Origin of the sequence: Enterococcus canintestini (assembly GCF_001885735.1) — a bacterium.
Lineage (GTDB): Bacteria > Bacillota > Bacilli > Lactobacillales > Enterococcaceae > Enterococcus_C > Enterococcus_C canintestini.
The window spans coordinates 201,174-220,871 of record NZ_JXKG01000001.1 but is presented as its reverse complement, the minus strand read 5'-3'; the positions used below and the strand labels follow the sequence as shown (position 1 = coordinate 220,871).

At 35.8% G+C, this 19,698-nt stretch carries 15 protein-coding genes; 3 read left to right on the top strand and 12 right to left on the bottom strand.

The features are described from left to right. Positions 1-2: 2 nt before the first annotated feature. The 7 genes from RU96_RS01025 to RU96_RS00995 form a co-directional block, all read right to left on the bottom strand. Positions 3-1,280, bottom strand: a complete 1,278-nt coding sequence (locus RU96_RS01025; RefSeq protein WP_071863690.1) for a homoserine dehydrogenase — start codon at positions 1,278-1,280, stop codon at positions 3-5. Positions 1,281-1,457: 177 nt separating this feature from the next. Continuing rightward, a complete protein-coding gene (locus tag RU96_RS01020) occupies positions 1,458-1,745 on the bottom strand; it encodes an ArsR/SmtB family transcription factor (protein WP_071863689.1) in 288 nt (95 codons plus the stop codon). Between the two features lie 22 nt (positions 1,746-1,767). Next, positions 1,768-3,495, bottom strand: coding sequence for a phospho-sugar mutase (locus tag RU96_RS01015; protein ID WP_071863688.1), 1,728 nt, complete (start codon positions 3,493-3,495; stop codon positions 1,768-1,770). Positions 3,496-3,809: 314 nt separating this feature from the next. Beyond that, positions 3,810-4,745 carry a thioredoxin-disulfide reductase gene (gene trxB, locus RU96_RS01010; RefSeq protein WP_071863687.1) on the bottom strand — a complete coding sequence of 312 codons (936 nt, stop codon included), beginning with the start codon at positions 4,743-4,745 and terminating at the stop codon, positions 3,810-3,812. Positions 4,746-5,137: 392 nt separating this feature from the next. After that, a complete protein-coding gene (locus tag RU96_RS01005; protein WP_071863686.1) occupies positions 5,138-6,598 on the bottom strand; it encodes a family 1 glycosylhydrolase in 1,461 nt (486 codons plus the stop codon). Between the two features lie 54 nt (positions 6,599-6,652). Then, entirely contained in the window at positions 6,653-8,086 is a 1,434-nt protein-coding gene (locus RU96_RS01000; RefSeq protein ID WP_071863685.1) for a 6-phospho-beta-glucosidase, read from the bottom strand. 145 nt (positions 8,087-8,231) lie between these two features. Further along, positions 8,232-9,620, bottom strand: a complete 1,389-nt coding sequence (locus tag RU96_RS00995) for a 6-phospho-beta-glucosidase (protein ID WP_071863684.1) — start codon at positions 9,618-9,620, stop codon at positions 8,232-8,234. 180 nt (positions 9,621-9,800) lie between these two features. Here RU96_RS00995 and RU96_RS00990 point away from each other — a divergent pair, with 180 nt between their 5' ends. Next, entirely contained in the window at positions 9,801-10,715 is a 915-nt protein-coding gene (locus RU96_RS00990; protein WP_071863683.1) for a MurR/RpiR family transcriptional regulator, read from the top strand. A 64-nt stretch (positions 10,716-10,779) separates the two neighbouring features. On the opposite strand, the gene RU96_RS00985 is transcribed toward RU96_RS00990, so the two are convergent. From RU96_RS00985 to RU96_RS00975, 3 genes are all read right to left on the bottom strand, one after another. After that, the gene (locus RU96_RS00985) at positions 10,780-12,684 is read right to left on the bottom strand and encodes a beta-glucoside-specific PTS transporter subunit IIABC (protein ID WP_071863682.1); all 1,905 of its coding nucleotides are present in this window, start codon (positions 12,682-12,684) and stop codon (positions 10,780-10,782) included. Between the two features lie 14 nt (positions 12,685-12,698). Further along, entirely contained in the window at positions 12,699-13,574 is an 876-nt protein-coding gene (gene licT, locus RU96_RS00980; RefSeq protein WP_071863681.1) for a BglG family transcription antiterminator LicT, read from the bottom strand. A 568-nt stretch (positions 13,575-14,142) separates the two neighbouring features. Then, the gene (locus RU96_RS00975; protein ID WP_071863680.1) at positions 14,143-14,364 is read right to left on the bottom strand and encodes a YneF family protein; all 222 of its coding nucleotides are present in this window, start codon (positions 14,362-14,364) and stop codon (positions 14,143-14,145) included. 154 nt (positions 14,365-14,518) lie between these two features. Here RU96_RS00975 and ndk point away from each other — a divergent pair, with 154 nt between their 5' ends. Then, on the top strand, positions 14,519-14,947 hold the full coding sequence (gene ndk, locus RU96_RS00970; RefSeq protein ID WP_071863679.1) for a nucleoside-diphosphate kinase: 429 nt from the start codon (positions 14,519-14,521) through the stop codon (positions 14,945-14,947). A 125-nt stretch (positions 14,948-15,072) separates the two neighbouring features. Here ndk and RU96_RS00965 read toward each other — a convergent pair whose 3' ends face one another. Next, positions 15,073-15,963, bottom strand: coding sequence for a deoxyribonuclease IV (locus RU96_RS00965; protein WP_071863678.1), 891 nt, complete (start codon positions 15,961-15,963; stop codon positions 15,073-15,075). 71 nt (positions 15,964-16,034) lie between these two features. Further along, on the bottom strand, positions 16,035-16,943 hold the full coding sequence (locus tag RU96_RS00960; protein ID WP_071863677.1) for an AEC family transporter: 909 nt from the start codon (positions 16,941-16,943) through the stop codon (positions 16,035-16,037). 243 nt (positions 16,944-17,186) lie between these two features. On the opposite strand from RU96_RS00960, the gene RU96_RS00955 reads away from it, so the two are divergent. Further along, positions 17,187-19,691 carry a transglycosylase domain-containing protein gene (locus RU96_RS00955; protein ID WP_071863676.1) on the top strand — a complete coding sequence of 835 codons (2,505 nt, stop codon included), beginning with the start codon at positions 17,187-17,189 and terminating at the stop codon, positions 19,689-19,691. Positions 19,692-19,698: the final 7 nt, after the last annotated feature.

The window sequence follows — 19,698 nt, the reverse complement described above, 5'->3', positions numbered from 1 at the left end:
CTTTATCCCTCCAATAGTTCCATCATTTGCGTTACTTGTATTTCAGCATTCAAAAATGCTGTTAAGACTTTATCGCGCTTTTCTAAGGTGATAGTTTGCGTTAAATAAACTAGGCGTAATGTTTCATTTTTAATTTGTTCCACTAATTCAACCGCTAAATCCTCTTCAGCTAAAATTTCAGCTATCTTAGTAGCTTGAGTGTCATCTTGAGCTTTTAAAGCAATGTAAAAACGCCCCATAACGTCACTAGCTTTTTGTAACTTTATTTCTGATTTATAGCTGGCAAAGGGGCGGACCTTTACGTTTTCTGCAGTATTTTGCGCAATTACAGCTAAGTCGTTTACAACACTTGTTGCTGTAGGGATAGAACCAGCCCCAGGTCCATAAAACATACTTTGGCCAATCCCTGTACTTTTAACAAAAACCCCGTTTAACTCATTGCGAATACTGGCTAATGGATGATTTTTAGCAACTAATTTTGGGGATACATCTGCATAAACCCCATTGTTAGAATTTTTAGTTTGCGCAATTAATTTCACTTCATATCCTAATTGTTGCGCGAGCTCTAAGTCTGCTAGTTCTATCCCACGAATTCCTTTAATTGTTAGATTTTCCATTTTCAAATCTTGCTCAAAGGCAAAACGGGTTAAAATAATAGCTTTATATGCAGCGTCAATCCCATCGACGTCATTAGTCGGATCAGATTCTGCAAAACCTAATGTTTGCGCTTGTTTTAATGCTGTTTCATAGGCAAGATGATTTTCCACCATCTGAGTTAGCATATAGTTCGTTGTGCCGTTTACAATTCCAAAAACTTCTGTAATTTCATCGGCTAAAAAACTGTTGCTTAACGTTCTCAAAATGGGAATACCACCGGCAACACTTGCTTCATAATAAAAATAGCACTCATTTTGTTGTGCAGTGGCAACTAGTTCATTACCATATTGGGCAATTAAATCTTTGTTGGCAGATACGACATGTTTGCCATGCTTAAGGGCTGATAGAATAAAAGATTTAGCAGGTTCAATTTTTCCCATCACTTCTACCACAATATCAATTTCAGGATCTTCCGTGATAGCAGTGATATCTTGAACTAAGGTGAACCCGTATGTGTCAGCAATTGCTTTTTTATCTTCACCATCCCGTACCAATACTTTAGCAACTTCTAGTTTAATACCGGTAGCTGATAAGATTTTTGCGCTATTTTGGGCAATAACTTTTACAACACCAGAGCCCACTACCCCTAAACCTAATAGACCAATTTTTAATCGTTTTTCCATACTACCTCCTAAAAGTTGTTTGAACAATCATTAGAATACATTCGTTGTTTTCAAAGAAATTTCTTTAAGCATATCAAAAATGATATAAAAAAACTAGAACTTTCGATAGTGAAAGCTCTAGTTTTTTAGTAAAGACAAGAAACATAATAAATTACGCGCAAAAGTCTTTGATTAGTTTTAATGATGATGGATATGTTCGAATGTCTGCTCTAAAATATCCAAAACATGGTGGTCATCTAAACTGTATAGGACTGTTTTACCTACTCGTCGTGACTTCACTACGCGACTATCTCGTAAAAGTTTTAATTGATGGGATACAGCTGATTGTTCCATCTCCACGACTTCACCGATTGTTGTCACATTTAATTCACCTTTTTTTAACGCCAACAAAATTTTAAGTCGTGTTTTATCTGCCAAAACTTTAAAAAGTCGACTCACCTGCATAATTTCTGTTTCTTGATCCATTTTGACACCTCTTTTGCTTTTCCTAATCAGCAGTTATTTCATTAATAGCTGTTTCTAATGCGGCAACTTTTTCAGCTGCATCTTCTTGACTAGCGCCTTTTACGCCAATATAAAATTTGATTTTTGGTTCTGTTCCAGATGGGCGGACAGCAATCCAACTTTCATCTTCTAAAACATATTTTAAAACATCTGAAGCTGGCGTTGTCATTTTCGTTTCATTTCCGTCTAAACCAACGATTGTACGTGCTTTGAAATCTTCTGTTTGAACCACATTAATGCCACCAATTTCACTTGGTGCTTGTGTACGGAATTTATTCATAATCGCTTTAATTTTAGCCGGACCTTCTAAGCCACTTAATGTTACAGAAATTGTTTTTTCTGCATAATAGCCATACGTTTCAAAAATAGTTTGCAGACCATCATAAAGTGTTTTGCCTTGTTTTTTGTAGTAGGCAGCAACTTCTGCTAACAAGACTAGGGCTTGAATAGCATCTTTATCGCGTACAAATGGTTTTACTAAATAGCCATAGCTTTCTTCAAAACCAAACATAAACGTTTGACTGTGATCTGCTTCAAATTGTTTGATTTTTTCAGCAATAAATTTAAAACCAGTTAAAACATTTAACATTGCGACATTATATTTTGCAGCAATTGCTGTCGGCAATTCACTAGAAACAATTGATTTTAAAACAGCAGCATTATCAGGGAGTGTTCCAGCTTCTTGATGAGCGGCTAAAATGTACTCTGTGAAAATAGCGCCAATTTGATTTCCCGTTAAGACTTGATATTCACCATTAGGTAAACGAACAGCCGCACCTAAGCGGTCAGCATCAGGGTCAGTAGCAATCAACAAGTCTGCATCTTCTTTTTTCCCTAAAGCAATAGCATATTCAAATGCTGAATGTTCTTCTGGGTTAGGGGATTTAACAGTTGAAAAATTAGGATCTGCTACTGCTTGTTCAGGTACTAACACAAACTTTTCAAAACCAGCTTGTTTTAAAGCTTTTTCTCCTAACATTTTGCCAGTACCATGTAATGGTGTATAAACTAATTTCAAATCTTTACCCATTTCATCAATCAATTTTTGATTAATGGTGACGGATTTAATTTCTTTTAAATAAGCTGTATCAATTTCTTCACCGACAATATTGATCAATCCGCTATGTTCTACTTCTTCATCAGATAAAACTTGGATTTCTAATGGATTTGCAATTGAACGCACAAATGTCGTTAAAGCATCAGCATCTGCTGGTGGCATTTGCCCTCCATCTTCACCATATACTTTATAGCCGTTATAAGCAGCTGGATTGTGCGAAGCGGTAATCATAATCCCAGTAAAAGCTTTTAGGTAGCGTACTGCAAAAGATAATTCTGGTGTTGGACGTAGGCTTTCAAAAACAAATGAGGGGATATCGTGTTTTGCCAATGTTTTTGCTGCTTCCATTGCAAATTCAGGTGACATATGACGTGAATCATAAGCAATCGCCACACCACGACGTCTTGTTTCATCATCTTGTTCATCCATAAAACGTGCCAAGCCTTCTGTTGCTTGACGAATAGTGTAAATGTTCATCCGGTTAATACCAGGGCCTAAAATCCCCCGCATGCCAGCAGTACCAAATTCCAGAGGTGCGTAAAACGCGTCTTCTAGTTTTTCAGGATCTTCTTTTAGATCAGCTAATTGTTTTTTCAAATTTTCTTCTAAATTTTCATCGTTTACCCATTGTTCATAGACTTGTTCCCAAGACATGAAATAACACCTCTTTCAGTTTTTTAATTACTTTTTAAGTATATCATTTCCCTTTGAGAACGCCAACAATCTTTCCTAACAATGTTTTTAAAATACTTTTTCAACTTTCAAACAAAACAAATTTCTTCAAAAACCTGCTGTTATATTTAAATAATTAGAAAAAGCTAAGTCAAAAAGTTTCGTTTGTAGAAATTAGATATGCCCTTTCGCTAAATGAAAAATCCGAGTAAGTTGCTGACAAAAATTTGCCAATACCTTACTCGGATTTTTTTGAACTGTCATAACAACTTGTAACAATCATGATTAAACTTGTATTATTTAAGATTTGCTTGGCTATCTTTTAAGTTTTCTAAATATTGAAAGACTTGTTGTCCGGCAATACCGCCTTCTCCGACAGCCGTCGTAATTTGCCGTAAATCTTTGGCACGACCATCACCAATAGCAAAAATGCCAGGAATAGCAGTCTTCATATTACCGTCTGTTATTAACCAACCGGCTTCATCTAAAATTTCCAATTTCGTAAATGGTGCAGATAACGGCTCTAAACCAACATAAATAAAGATACCATCAGCAGCTTCTTCATAAACTTCATCTGTTTTAAGATTGCGAATATTAACCGCTGTGACAACCATATCATTGCCTTTAATTTCTTCAACTACAGAATCCCAGATAAAATTAATTTTTTCATTGGCAAAAGCGCGCTCTTGAATAATTTTTTGGGCCCGTAATTCATCCCGACGATGAACAATCGTTACCTCACTGGCAAACTGAGTTAGGTAAATAGCTTCTTCGACTGCAGAGTCTCCCCCACCGACAACGATTAATTTTTTATTGCGGAAAAATGCACCGTCACAGACAGCGCAATAAGAAACCCCTCGCCCCGCATATTCTTCTTCGCCAGGAGCACCTAATTTGCGATGCACACAACCAGTAGCAATAATAACACTTTTGCCTTGATAACTATGTTCTTCTGTAATAACTTCTTTATAATCACCATGGTCAACTACTTCTTGAACAATACCGTATTCATTTTTCGTGCCGAATTTTTCGACATTTTGGTACATTTTCATAGAAAGTTCTGGACCCATGATAGATTCAAATCCAGGATAGTTTTCAATTTCGGCGGTATTATTCATTTGACCACCAGGAGCACCTCTTTCAATCATTAAAACTGATAAATTAGAACGAGATGCATATAGTGCTGCGGTCATGCCTGCAGGACCTGCCCCAATCACGATTACATCATACATTTACTTTCCCTCCACTTACTTTCTATTAGTAAGCTAACTCTAGTTTAAATAGTTTTAGCTGTCTAATAATCTGCTTATAACCCTTTATTTACTTTAAAACTATATTACTTTTTGCTACTAATTGAAATCCCTAACAGCTAATTTTTAACTTCTAATCAACTTTTTTCACATTTGAAATATTTTTAGCTAAATTTTCAATGAAAGTCACTTCAAGCAAAATTTCTGCAAATAAAGGAGGTTTGACAAAAATCTTGTCAAACCTCCTCTTTTAAAATAAATGCTGTTTCAGTAGCAATTTCTACTAAAAAACAAAATTACACAAAAATTTGAGTAACAATTTTCTTAAAATGTCGGCATATTTTTGTAGTTAAAAACTTCTGACACAGTTGCAATTAATCTAAATTCTCACCGTTTGTGGCAATGACATCTTTATACCAATAAAAAGATTTTTTGCGCGAACGTTCTAACGTACCATTGCCATGATCGTCTAAATCAACGTAGATAAAGCCATATCTTTTTTTCATTTCACCTGTTCCTGCTGACACCAAATCGATACAACCCCAAGGTGTGTAGCCGATTAAATCCACACCATCTAATGTTACAGCATCTTTCATTGCGGCAATATGCTTTTTGAAATAATCAATGCGATAGTCGTCGTCAATACTGCCGTCTTCTTTTACCACATCAACAGCCCCAAAACCATTTTCAACAATAAATAAAGGAATTTGATAGCGGTCATATAACTTACACAACGAAATACGCAAGCCTAACGGATCGACAGTCCATCCCCATTCTGATTCTTCTAAATAAGGATTTTTCACAGCAGGTTGTTGATTGCCACCGACATATTTTACATTTTCCGGATTAGCCGAAGAAGCCGTTGACATATAATAACTAAAGCCAATATAGTCCACTGTCCCTTTTTTTAGAATTTCATCGTCGTCTGCTTCTTTTTGAATGACAATCTTTTCCCGTTCAAACCATTTTAATTTATGTGCCGGATAAGTACCTTTCACTTGCACATCAATGAAAAATTCTTGTCCGCGATTAAATTCTAACGCTGCCATGACATCTTCTGGATTACTGGTCATAGGATAACTTGGAATATACGCTACCATCATCCCAATCTGAAAATCTGGATTAATTTCATGCCCTAAAATTACCGCCTTGGCACTGGCAACAAACAGATGGTGAATCGCCTGATAACGGTGCTGGTTATCGTTTTGATGAATCCCAATTTGGGTCCAGCTTCTCAAAAAATTAATTTCATTAAAGGTCATCCAATATTTCACTTTGTCTTTATAGCGTTTAAAAATTGTTTCACAAAAGAAGATAAAATAATCGACTGTTTTCCGATTGTTCCAACCATCTAATTCATCGGCTAAATACATTGGAATATCAAAATGATTAATGGTCACGACCGGTTCAATTCCATATTTTAATAATTCATCAAAAACTGCATCGTAAAAAGCTAAACCCGCTTCATTTATTTCATCTGTTCCCTTCGGACAAATTCGCGCCCAAGAAATCGACATACGAAAACACTTAAAGCCCATTTCAGCAAATAAAGCAATATCTTCTTCATAGTGATGATAAAAATCAGTTGCAACATGGCTAGGATAATATTTATCTGGATCAACATACCCTACTGCACCAACTGGCAATGCTTCTTCCCGAGTAACTTCTTTTATTTCTCCATCTTTTGTTTTAAAAGTAATCATTCGCGGCTGATCTTTACTACCACCAGTAATGGCATCTAGAGTAGCTAAACCTTTTCCACCTGATAAATAGCCACCTTCGTATTGGTTAGCTGCTGTGGCCCCACCCCACAAAAAATCTTTACGAAAACTCATCTATCTTCCTCCTGTAACTTTTTTAAAGCCAGCCTATTGCAGCTGGCTTCAAAATTATTCTGCACTTAAATCTTCACCATTGGTCGCAATAACTTGTTTGTACCAGTCAAAAGATTTTTTCTTAGTACGTGCTAATGTACCATTACCAGCATTATCGCGATCGACATAAATAAAGCCATAACGTTTCTTCATTTCACCTGTGCCAGCTGACACTAAATCAATGCAACCCCAAGTTGTATAACCTAACAAATCAACGCCATCTAGTTCAACTGCATCTTTCATAGCGGCAATGTGAGCTGCTAAATATTCAATCCGATAATCATCAATAACATAACCATCTGAATCAGGAGTATCCACAGCGCCTAAACCATTTTCCACAATAAATAATGGTTTTTGATAACGATCATAAATATCATTTAATGTAATTCGTAAACCTAACGGATCAATCTGCCAACCCCATTCACTTGCTTTTAAGTATGGATTTTTAACAGAAGCAAAAATATTCCCCTCTGTTTGTTCCAATAATTCTGGATCAGTAGTTGAAACTCGAGATGAATAATATGAAAATGAAATAAAGTCCACTGTATTTTCTTTTAATAACTCTAAATCGCCAGCTTCCATTTTCAATTCAATCCCATTGCGTTCCAATTCTTTTAACGCATAGGCCGGATATTCACCACGAGATTGAACATCGATAAAGAAATAATTTTCACGATCATTATTCCGCGAAGCCCAAACATCTTCTGGCTTACAAGAATAAGGATAATAAGCTCCTGCTGCTAACATACAGCCTACTTGATTTTCTGGATCTACTTCATGAGCAATTTTAGTGGCCAATGCTGACGCCACTAACTCATGATGAGCTGCTTGATATTTCACTTGTTCTTTGTTTTCACCTGGTTCAAAATAAAGGCCTGCTCCCATAAATGGTGCATGCAAAATCATATTAATCTCATTAAAGGTCAGCCAGTATTTTACTAGTCCTTTATACCGGTTAAAAATAACTCGACATAAGTTTTCATAAAAACCAATTAATTCGCGACTGCGCCATGCCCCATATTCTTCAATTAAGTGCATCGGACAATCAAAATGTGTAATCGTTACTAATGGTTCAATCCCGTATTTTTTACACTCTTTAAAAATATCTTCATAAAATTTTAAACCTTCTTCGTTTGGTTTTTTTTCGTCACCTTTAGGAAAAATTCGACTCCAAGCAATAGATAAACGATATGTCTTAAAGCCCATTTCAGCAAATAAGGCAATATCTTCGCGCCAACGATGATACATATCAATCGCTTCTTTTGCTGGATAAAAATGTTCGTCATCAAAATCAAACATTTTCATTTCTCCTGTAATCACAGGGAAGCGATCTGGTCCAATTGGAACCACATCCACATTTGCTAAACCACGACCACCTTCATTGTAGCCCCCTTCGCATTGATTGGCAGCTGTTGCGCCACCCCATAAAAAGTCTTTTCTAAATCCCATCATAAAGCCTCCGTTTTTTATCTTTTTGTTGATTACCTTTAGTGCTACTAAAAAGTAGCTAATCATCCATATTTTTTATGCTATTCGTTTCATCTTGGCAATAAATTAATAAGTTACCTTATCTCCTTTTAATTTGAAGAAATATTTAGACGTTAACTAGATCCATTGAACGCACTACTTCATCTTGGACTTTGATACCTTCTTTTTCTAAACGTTCAATTGTTTCTTTAAAGTTTGGTAAATAATCTTTATGCGCAATGAATAGTTCGTCCATAACGCGTTTGGCTGTTTTTCCAGAAGTGATTAGTGGATTTAAGGTAAACGCCGGTAAAGCTGTGCCATAATCACCTGTAACTGCTGCTTCAATCGTTAATAATTCCATTGCTTTCATCACTTGTAACCAGCCTCTTTCTGCGGTTGGTAATGGACCAAAAGCAACATTACGCGCTCCTTGTGCTCCTACATAAGCGGTTACTTCGACGACACAATCGGCCGGTAAATCTGGCACAGCCCCATTATTTTTTGTTGAAACGACAATCTGTGTTTCTTTATTAGCATAAATCGATGCAATCGTTTCACAGGCAGCATCGGAATAATACGCCCCTCCACGTTGAGACAATTGTTCTGGTTTATGATCTAAGTTTTGATCTTTATATAATTCAAACAATTCATGTTCCGTGCGTTTTACTTGTTGGGCCCGCGTGCCAATAGTGCGGTATTCTTCCAATGCATGTGCTAACATTTCTTCTTCTTGATAGTAATAACGATGGTACGCACATGGAATCATCTTCATTTGTTCTAATAAATCACGCTCAAAAGGAATATCATAAATGTTTTTTGGCAAGCCGTTATCTTCTTGGTACATTTGATCAATGATTTCCATGGTGACGTCTTGCCCTTTGTCGTCTGCGACTTTATGCCAATGAAAATGATTTAAGCCCGCAAATTTATAAATTAACTCATCTGTTTTCTTACCCAGTAAACCAGGTTCTAACATGGTTGCCATTACCGGTACATTACATAAACCAATTACTTTGTCCCATTTACCGTAACGGACAATCGCCTCTGTTACCATGCCACTTGGATTGGCGAAATTAACTAGCCAAGCATTGGGACATAAACGTTTCATATCTTCGACGATCTCTAAGATAACTGGCACCGTACGAAAAGCTTTAAAAATTCCACCCGCACCGTTTGTCTCTTGTCCTAACATGCCATAATAAGCAGGAATTCTTTCATCTTTGACACGGGCATCTAATAAGCCAACACGAAATTGGGTAGTCACAAAATCAGCATCTTTTAGTGCTTCTTCGCGGTTTAAAGTTAAATGGACTTTAACATCATAAGGTGAAGCATCCCACATTCGTTGTGCCATTGCCCCCACAATTGCTAGCTTTTCTTTTCCTGCTTCAATATCAACTAACCAAATTTCTGCAATGGGTAATTCATCATATCGTTTAATAAAGCCCTCCATTAACTCCGGAGTATAACTACTACCGCCACCAATTGTGGCAATTTTCACGCCTTTTCTCATATTGTCTGCTCCTTTGCTGACTTGATAATTTCATTATTGATGAGTTGTTGTATGAAAACAATAGAATAACACGTAACTCATAAAGCGTTTACAATTTAAAGGAAATTTTTTTCGCTTTTTGTAAATAATATTTACAAATGATGTATAATAAATGTAAATAATTTTAAAAAGAGGTTATCTATGCTAATTCAAGAAAAGATCCGTCAAACCAATTTTTCAACGGCTGAACAAAATGTCATTGATTATATTTTAAATCGTCCCCAAAGTCTAAATTTAACAATTAAAGAAGTGGCAGAAGCTGTATTTGTTCATCCCTCTACACTCATTCGAATTGCCAAAAAATTAGATTTTAACGGCTGGTTAGAATTTAAAATCGCTTTTGTTAAAGAACAAGAATACCTCACGCACCACTTTCAAACCGTTGACGCAAATTTACCATTTACGCCAACAGACGGCTTGATGCGCATCGCCAGTAAACTCGCACAATTAGAACAAACCACCATTAGCGATACATTGTCACTACTGCAACACGATAGTCTAAAAAAAGCTAAAGAACTTTTATTAGGCGCCCGTCTGACACGAATTTTTGGAAATAATGCCAATACATTAATCGCCCAAGATTTTGCAGTTAAAATGAACCGAATCGGTAAGATCGTCACAACTAGTCAAATTCAAGGAGAAACAGCCTATGAAGCCTACAATTTAACCATAAATGATATCGCCATTCTTATTTCTTATACCGGTGAAAATAAAATGATTTTGCAAACCGCGAACATTTTAATTCAGCAGCAAGTCCCTTTTATTGCAATTACGAGTATTGGGGATAATTCTTTAACAAAACTTGCCACTTGTGTCCTACAAATGACCACTAGAGAACGCCTTTATTCTAAAATAGGTAATTTTACAACAAATTTATCAATCACTTATTTACTAGACGTCTTATACAGCATCGTTTTTGCTGAAAATTATCAACAAGAATTAGATCATCTCATTAAAATCGGTCAAAAAATTGATCATCGGCAAATTAGTTCCACCATTATGGCTGAAAAAAAGCAACCACCTGTCCAAATTCACGATTCTTTTACTCCAAATTAATGACCGCAACCGACTAATTTAGGTGAAAAAGGCGAGCTGACTTTCCTGTCAGCCCGTCTTATTTTTATGCTAATGCAGTAATTAACTCATCACTACCGCTAGCGACATTTGACTTGTCACTTTCTAAAATATCCAAGTAATCTGCTGAGTTGGTCACAATTACCGGAGTTTCAACGCTGTAACCCGCAGCCTGAATCGCCTTAATATCAAAACTCATCAATTTTTGTCCTCGTTTTACTTTATCTCCTTGTTTAACATGAGGGGTAAAGAACTTGCCATCTAATTGGACCGTATCAATTCCAATATGAATTAATAATTCCAGACCATTCTCAGAAACTAGACCAATAGCATGTTTAGTTGGGAATAACGTCATAACAGTTCCGTCAAATGGTGCTACTACTTCACCACTTTCTGGTTGAATTAAGACACCTTTTCCTAAAATACCTTGCGCAAATGCTTCATCTTTTGAAGCTGATAGTGGCATGATGGCACCGTTGATTGGGGCTGTAACAATTTCTTTTCTAACTTCCATTGCCGCTTGTCCTTCTTCAACTTCAACTGTTTGATCTTTCCAAAAGAAGAAAGTAAGAGAGAAACTAATCCCACAAGCGACTAAAACTGCTAAAATAGAAGGAACTACTCTGGAAGCGTCGCCTTCTGGTGTGATGAAATTAAAGAAACCAAAAATTCCTAAACCACCCATAGTGTAAGCGGTAACATTACTTACCATTAAAATTAAGCCGCCAATCGCACCACCAACCATTGAAAAGATAAATGGGGTCTTTTTAGGCAATGTAATTCCGTAAATAGCCGGTTCTGTCACCCCAAAAATACCTGAAATAATTGCCGGTGGACAAAGTGCTTTTAATTTTTTGTCTTTTAATTTAAAGAACATCGCCAAGACAACTGCTGTTTGGGAAAAACTGGCTGCAAATGAACCTGTTAACACTTGTGAGAAACCTTCTTGTGTTACTTGCATAATTGCTAATGGTACAACAGACCAGTGTAAACCAAAAATTACTAATACTTGCCAGAAGAAACCTAAGATGATCCCGTACAATGCCGGTGAGAAGGTCATTAAAGCTTGGAAAGCTGCACTTAGTAAGTCTGTTAACATACTAATAACTGGCCCAATTACTAAAAATCCAACTGGTAATGAAATCAATAAAACGAAAAATGGAACTAAGAAAGTTTGAACAACAGCTGGAATAATGCGTTTCATCAGTTTTTGAATTTGAGCGGCAAAAGCGATAATAAAGATTACTGGTACCACACTACTAGTATAGTTTGCCCCTACCCAAGGAATACCTAAGAAAGTTGTATAAGCCGGTAAACCAAAGATACTATAAGGTGCATTCGCTCCTTCTTCTACTAGTGCTTGTAAAGCAGAGCCTTGAATAGTTGGATAAACAAGAGCTGCCCCAATCGTAATACCAATCATTGGATTTAAATTGAATTTTTTTGAAGCAGTATAACCCAAAATAACCGGCATAAAGTAAAAGATGGAATCACCAATCGCATTTAACATCATATAAGTGCCAGATTGCGCTGTATAAGTAAACCAACCCAACGTTCCTAAGAAAACTAATAGGGCATTTAACCCTTTAATCATCCCGGCTGCCGCAAGAGCACCTAAGAAAGGTTGGAAACAACCACTTAAAATATCGATTAAACGATTAAAGATATTGCCATCACTGCTTACTTCTTCTGATTCACCAGAAATTCCAGCAACTTCTAATACCTCGGCATAAACATCTGGAACGTGATTGCCAATTACCACTTGATACTGACCACCGCTTTTCATAACCGTCACAACGCCATCCATATTTTTTAAAACGTCATCATTGGCTTTACCTTCATCTTTTAACTTAAAACGTAAACGCGTGATACAATGCGTAAGACTATTGATGTTTTCTTTGCCACCTACGTTACTAACAATTTTTTCGGCTAAATCGTGATATTTTCCCACAACAATTCCTCCAATTATTTTTTATTTGTGCTAGTAATGCTCTTTTCTTCTTGTCCTAATTTTTGAACTAGCCTAGCAATGTGAATGGTTAAATACAATTTCTCATCATTGGACATATAATAGTTATATTTTTTGACAACATATTGATTCACTTTTTCAACGCAATTGTAAGCATTACGATACTTCTTTTGAATGATTAAAAGTAACTCTTCATCTGTTTCTCCTTCGTTTTGACGGTGATTCATAATACGTGAAGCAAAAAAACGTAAATGAGTAGAAAAGCGGTAATAATAAACCGACTCTTCATCAAATTGAACTTTAAAATAATAGCTGACAATTCGAATAATTTCTTGCATCAATTCTGTCATAACATATACGTTATCATTCTCAATTTCTGTTTGGGCATTGACGAGATGTAAAGCAATAAAACCGGCCTCATCCTCACCCAAATCGACTTTAAAACGTCTTTTTATTAGTGCTACTGCTTCTTTGCCAATCTGATATTCGACCATAAAAAAGCGTTTAATATCCCAAAGTAATAAGTTTGGCACCCGGATATTGTTTTTTACGCGCTGAATAGCAGTGTGTAAATGATCTGTTAACGAAATATAGATGGAATCATTTAACGAAGTATGCAATTTTTCTTTCCCACTATCAATAATCACTGTAGCAAGTTCTAAATAACCAATTGGTACGTCTTCTAATAATTCTTGTAACTTTGTATTTAAATCAGAGTTTGACAAACGATATGTCTTATCGATTTGACATTCAACCACTTCATCTCCTATTCTTTTTTGAAAAGCAAGCCCCTTTCCCATTACGACAAGCTCGTTATTGTGCTTATCTGTTGTAATAATTACGTTGTTATTCAATATTTTTTTAATTTGCATCAGTGTCGGCCTCCACGTCACGCTTAAACTAATCTAAAATTAATATAAAACTCATTTAGATTATAGTTTGATGATACTAATAACCGTTATTTTTGTCAACGCTTACATTTTCATCTTGTTTTCTTAATAAGATTTTCACCCTCCTTTTAAAAATGGACAAATAAAAAACCTAATGAGGGCACGCAAAATAACGGCATCTTCTCATTAGGTTTAGCTTGTAATTAAACAATCACTATCCATTGCTTTGGTCTATTTAATTTATAGTTATTGTAACAGATTAAAGAAAGCGCTGTCAACAGCTTTTTTATTTTTTATTTTTCGTGAAATACAGCAGTCGCTAATTTAAAAGTATGGGAAATTTTCAGATCCTCTTACAAACTGATCCTAAAAATCCCACTGCTTTTTACTATTAAATTATTAGCAGATAAAAATTAAAGAAGAAGTATTCGTTTTTCTCATTTTCCATTAACCAAGTTAAAGAATTTTTTTTTAATGATACCCGACTTTATAAACGACAAAAAAAAGCGAACCGGCTAATCCAGTCCACTTTCTTTTATTCTGCCAAAAATTATTTTTTCCCTTGGTTTTTCATTTGTTGCATCATTTGACGAATTTTTTTCTCGGATGGTTTTTGTCCCATTGACATCATCATTGAACGTAACATTTCCTCGTTAACGGGAGGATTTTTTTCCAAATAGTCTTTCATATATTTACGGGCTAAGAAAAAGCCACCAACTGCGCCAAGTAAAGCAGCAATAATTGCAATAAGCACTACGATAGATGTTGACATGAAAATCTCTCCTTTCTCTTATAGTCTCACTGTGTCATTTTACTAGAAAAGCCCACAAATGAAAAGAGCTTTTCACTAGTAATTAACAAGTAAGCGTTTTCAAATAGTGAAAAACGTGTTATCCTAAACTTATCATTTTTTTGAGGTGAGGATATTGGAAGAAAAAACTTTAGTCATTATTAAACCAGATGGCGTGAAACGCCATTTAGTTGGTCGCATCATTAGTCGTTTTGAAGATCGCCAGTTAACGATTGACAAAATGCGTTTTGGCTGTTTGACAAAAGAAATGGCACAAGCTCATTACGCTCATTTAGCCGACAAACCTTTTTTTCAAGATATTGTTGACTATATGACCTCTGGACCTGTTGTTTTTATAGTCTTAAAAGGAGAAAATGCTATTGAAATGGTGCGAAAAATGATTGGCACAACCAATGCACTAGAGGCTAATCCAGGAACAATTCGGGGTGATTTTGCTACAAATAAATCACAAAATATTATCCACGCTTCAGATTGTTTAGCCGCAGCAGACGTCGAAATAAAGCGTTTCTTTAATGAAGCTAGCTTAACTTCAGTCAAACAGTAAATCTTTAAAAAAAAGCAAAGCATCCTTAGGTTTAAGTGCGCCTTTTATGAAAAAGAAAGCTGCTGCCTAAGGGGATTGCTTTGCTTTTTTACGGATTACACAAGCTTCTAAAGGTAAGAAAACGTTTATTGTGCCATAATTTTTTCCAATAAATCAGGATCAAAAACGCCTTTACGTAACATGGCAATTTCAAATTTATAAGGGGGTTTCTTATTTTTCTTATCTTCGCCGACATATGGTGTTTCAAGTATTTTGGGTAAAGAAACAAGTTTTTCATGATTGGCAATATAATGTAATGCATCAAAACCAATGGTACCAAAACCGATGTTAGCATGCCTATCTTTTTTTGCCCCTTGCGGATTTTTGGAATCATTTAGATGAACGACTTTTAAACGATCCAAGCCAATCACTTGATCAAATTCAGCTAACACACCATCAAAATCCTCTTTGACATTGTATCCTGCATCATTGGTATGGCATGTATCAAAAGTAACCGAGAGTTTATCATTTAACGTGACCCCAGCAATAATTTCTGCCAATTCTTCAAAACTACGACCGATTTCTGTCCCTTTTCCCGCCATTGTCTCTAAAGCAATTTGAGGAATTTGTTCCTTGGTCAAGACTTCATTTAATCCTTTGATGATTTGTTTAATTCCCTCTTTTGGCCCCGCCCCCACATGTGCTCCTGGATGGAGGGTAATTTGTTTAGCACCAAGTTCTTGGGCGCGCATAATTTCAGCCCGTAAAAACTCAATTGCAAAGCCGAAATTTTGTGGTTTAGTCGTATTTCCTAAATTAACAATATACGGTGCATGGACGACAAACTCCTGCATTTTATTTTCTTGCATTAATTTTTTACCTGCAGTGATACTTTCTTGATCCATTTCACTCCGGCGAGTATTCTGTGGTGCACCAGTATAAAGCATAAAAGTATTCGCTTCATAACTTAAGGCTTCTTCAACAGAAGAAAGCAGTGCTTTACTAGCTTTAAACGATACATGAGAACCAATTAACATTTCTTCACTTCTTTCTTTTTAATAATATTATTATTGTAAGCAAGCTTTTAATAAAAAGACATTTTTACGCTTTACTTAACGATACATAAAATTAGAGCTGTCATCAGCGGCAAGCTAATTAAAAAGCTAAGGGAAGAACAAAAACCGACACTTTCTTCATCACTTCCCGCTAATACTGCATTTATTACATTAAAAATTGGAATTGGGGTAACGGCTAAGATACTTAAGACCAATTTCATCAGCTGATCAAAAGGTGTAAAATAAACCACCCCGACTAACATAAAACCAATTAGATACCGCAAAAATAGTGTTTTAAAGACTAAATTACGCGTCTTACCAGCAAGTTTAAACTCAAGATAAAGGCCAATCATAAACATCGATAAAAACGTGTTAGCATTTGCAACTGGCGTAGCAATCGTCAAGATAATCGCAGGAACATTAATCGTCTGCAAGCGTAAAAACAGCATAATCAAATAGCAAACAAATGGTACGCTACGACCTAATCTTTTTAAAAATAACTTGCCATTAAACACATAATTTTCTCCTGTTAATAATTCTACGACCAAACCCGTTCCTCCTGCCAACATAACCGAGTTTCCAATATCAAATAGTGAAATCAGTGGGATTGCTTGGGGGATAAAACTTTGGGCAAAAGGTAAGGTAAAATTACCAATATTAAAGCCAGAGCCCATGTATAAACTAAATGTCAGATTATCACGGGTTTGCTTCCCTTTAAAAACACGAAATAAAATTAATTGTATCAAAGTAAACAAAATGGCAATCAAAATTAAAGCAATTCGATTCAACGAAACAGTCAGCTGAGACAGATTGACAATAATTGCTGCTGGCAAAGTTAAATTCAAAATAATTTGTGATAAGATATTCCCATCAGCTTTACTAAAAATACCAACACGTTTAAAGATAAAACCTAAAAAAATAATAAATAATAGACTAAACGCACTCATCAGGATGGCTTGCACACGATTTCTCCTTCTAAATTTAGAATTTTCCTAAATATTGTTTAATAATGATTTCCCCTTTTTACTTTCTTTTATATTTTAGCATATCGACAAAATCAATTAATAAAAACTTTTTATCCCCATTTTATGCGGTAAAAGTTTGGTTTTTTCTTAGTATTTCCCCACCATAATAGTAGAAATCTATCTATTTAAGAACTTTTTTGCTATAATGATGCGGTAAATTTAAAACTGAGGTGAAAGTCATTGCCTAAAAAGCAAAAACATCATAATGAACCTTTTTCTGATCGAAAAAAGGGTTGGTTTTATTTTAATATCTCATTACGGGTTTTACATTCCTTACTTTTAGTGGGAATTTCGTGTTTGATTATCGGAGGTGCATTGGCACTAGGTATTGGTGCAGGTTATTTCGCTTATTTAGTTGAAGATACCCCAGCTCCTAATAAGACCACCATGCAAAAAGAGTTGGGGGATGTTTCCCAAACCTCTAAATTAACTTATGCCGATAACAGCTCGATTGCAACTATCCGTTCTGATTTATTTCGAACATCGGTAAAGTCTGATCAAATCTCTGACCTACTGAAAAAAGCAATTATCGCAACCGAAGATGAATATTTTTATGAACATAATGGCGTTGTCCCAAAAGCGGTTGTACGTGCTCTTTTATCTGAAGCAACTGGTTTTGGCGGTGGTGGCGGTTCAACTTTAACCCAACAACTCGTCAAACAGCAGGTTTTAACCAGTGAAACGACTTTTAAACGTAAAGCCAATGAAATTCTCTTAGCTATGGAAGTTGAAAAATTCTTTAGTAAAGACGAAATTGTCACGATGTATTTAAACGTCTCCCCTTTTGGTCGAAATAATAAAGGTCAAAATATCGCCGGCGTTCAAGAAGCCGCCAAAGGTATTTTTGGTAAAGATGCTAAGGATGTTAACCTTCCACAAGCGGCCTTTATTGCGGGTTTACCGCAAAGTCCAATCGTCTATAGTCCTTTTGATAATACGGGTAAATTAAAAGAAAATGTCACAGCTGGTTTAGAGCGAAAAGACTTTGTTTTATTTAGTATGTATCGCAATCACGATATTACTAAAAAAGAATACGAAGCTGCCAAAAAATATGATTTGAAAAAAGATTTCCTAAAACAACAAACACAAAATAATGATGATCACGGCTTTTTGTATTATACGATTATGAACGAAGCAAAAAGTATCGTAGCCCAAAAATTAGCAAAAGACGACGGTGTTTCTAACCAAGATTATGAAAAGAAAAAGACCAAAGAAGCTTACCTGGAAAAAGCTCAAAACGAATTAGTTAATGGTGGTTATACTGTCAAATCCACGATTGATAAAAAAATCTATGATGCTATGCAAAAAGGCGTCGCAGAATACGGCTACATGTTAGACAACTACAATGGTGATAAAATTGAAGTCGGAAATGTCATGATGGACAATGCGACTGGGAAAATTTTAGGTTTTATTGGTAGTCGTGATTTTAATGATAACCAAAATAACCACGCTTTTGATACTTCCCGCGCAGCTGGTTCAACAATTAAACCACTGCTTGTATATGGGCCAGCCATTGATCAAGGTTTAATTGGTAGTCAAACACGCATTTCTGATTATCCTGCGAAATGGAAAGCAGGCGAAGACGCTGGCAAAGAAATTGTCAATGCGACCAATAAAGGCTCAAAAACTTTCCAAACCGTTGAAGATGCTTTAGCTGAATCAACAAACATTACCGCCTATCATGTCTATCAAGAATTACAAGAAACAAAATCGGCCGACTTTGTTTATGATAATTATTTAGCAAAAATGAATTTTCCTGCTAATAATTCATGGAATGTCGAGTCTGCCCCACTTGGACCAATGGACGTTACAACTGTTCAACAAACAAATGGTTTCCAAGCACTAGCAAACGGTGGTGTCTATCAACAAGGCTACTTAATTGAAGCTATTACTGACAGTCAAGGTAAAGCTATTTACCAACATGAAAATAAACCAGTTCGCGTTTTCTCAAAAGCAACAGCTTCTATTATGAATGATTTGATGCGAAACGTTTTAAGTCAAGGAATTACAACACCTTTCAAATCAACAATTAGTAATTTAAATTGGTATCTTGGTCAAGCTGATTGGGTTGGGAAAACCGGTTCATCCGACTACTACCGTGACTCTTGGTTAATTGTTTCCACACCAAAAGTTACCATTGGCAGTTGGTCTGGGATGGATAGCCAAAAAGAAAAAAATGATAATGGTGCGGGAACTAGAACCGGCAATTACATGGCCTACTTAATTAATCGAATTTATATGGCCAACCCTGAAATTTTTGGCACGGATCAAAAATTCAAATTAGATGATTCTGTCAAACAAGAAACAGTTGCTAAAGCTACTGGCGAGCTTCCTGGCAGCATTAGTTATAACGGTACAACAACGCAAGTACCAAATGATACAACGACCTCACTTTGGGCCAAAAATGGACCTGAAAAAAGTAATTATCGCTTTGGTATTGGTGGCACTGATGCCAACTATGCTGATTATTGGAGTAAAATTTACGCTAAAGCAAAGACAAATGACCAGCAAAAAAACAATACAAATAGTAATAATACAACTAATGGGAATAGCACTAACCAAAACAATACGAATAATAACAACTCAAACGGTGCAAGTAACACAGCTAATAACTCCAATGCGAATAATACTAACAACGCTACAAACGGCAATAACGGTGCAAATAGTAATAACACCAATCAATAAGAAAAGC

Excerpts from the sequence above, each read along its gene's own strand:
- RU96_RS00995 (WP_071863684.1), bottom strand. The coding sequence starts at position 9,620 with ATGAGAAAAGGCGTGAAAATTGCCACAATTGGTGGCGGTAGTAGTTAT.
- RU96_RS01025 (WP_071863690.1), bottom strand. The coding sequence starts at position 1,280 with ATGGAAAAACGATTAAAAATTGGTCTATTAGGTTTAGGGGTAGTGGGC.
- RU96_RS00965 (WP_071863678.1), bottom strand. The coding sequence starts at position 15,963 with ATGTTAATTGGTTCTCATGTATCGTTTAAAGCTAGTAAAGCACTGCTT.
- RU96_RS01005 (WP_071863686.1), bottom strand. The coding sequence starts at position 6,598 with ATGAGTTTTCGTAAAGATTTTTTGTGGGGTGGGGCCACAGCAGCTAAC.
- licT (WP_071863681.1), bottom strand. The coding sequence starts at position 13,574 with ATGCAAATTAAAAAAATATTGAATAACAACGTAATTATTACAACAGAT.
- RU96_RS00975 (WP_071863680.1), bottom strand. The coding sequence starts at position 14,364 with ATGTCAACATCTATCGTAGTGCTTATTGCAATTATTGCTGCTTTACTT.
- RU96_RS01015 (WP_071863688.1), bottom strand. The coding sequence starts at position 3,495 with ATGTCTTGGGAACAAGTCTATGAACAATGGGTAAACGATGAAAATTTA.
- trxB (WP_071863687.1), bottom strand. The coding sequence starts at position 4,745 with ATGTATGATGTAATCGTGATTGGGGCAGGTCCTGCAGGCATGACCGCA.
- RU96_RS01020 (WP_071863689.1), bottom strand. The coding sequence starts at position 1,745 with ATGGATCAAGAAACAGAAATTATGCAGGTGAGTCGACTTTTTAAAGTT.
- RU96_RS00990 (WP_071863683.1), top strand. The coding sequence starts at position 9,801 with ATGCTAATTCAAGAAAAGATCCGTCAAACCAATTTTTCAACGGCTGAA.
- RU96_RS01000 (WP_071863685.1), bottom strand. The coding sequence starts at position 8,086 with ATGGGATTTAGAAAAGACTTTTTATGGGGTGGCGCAACAGCTGCCAAT.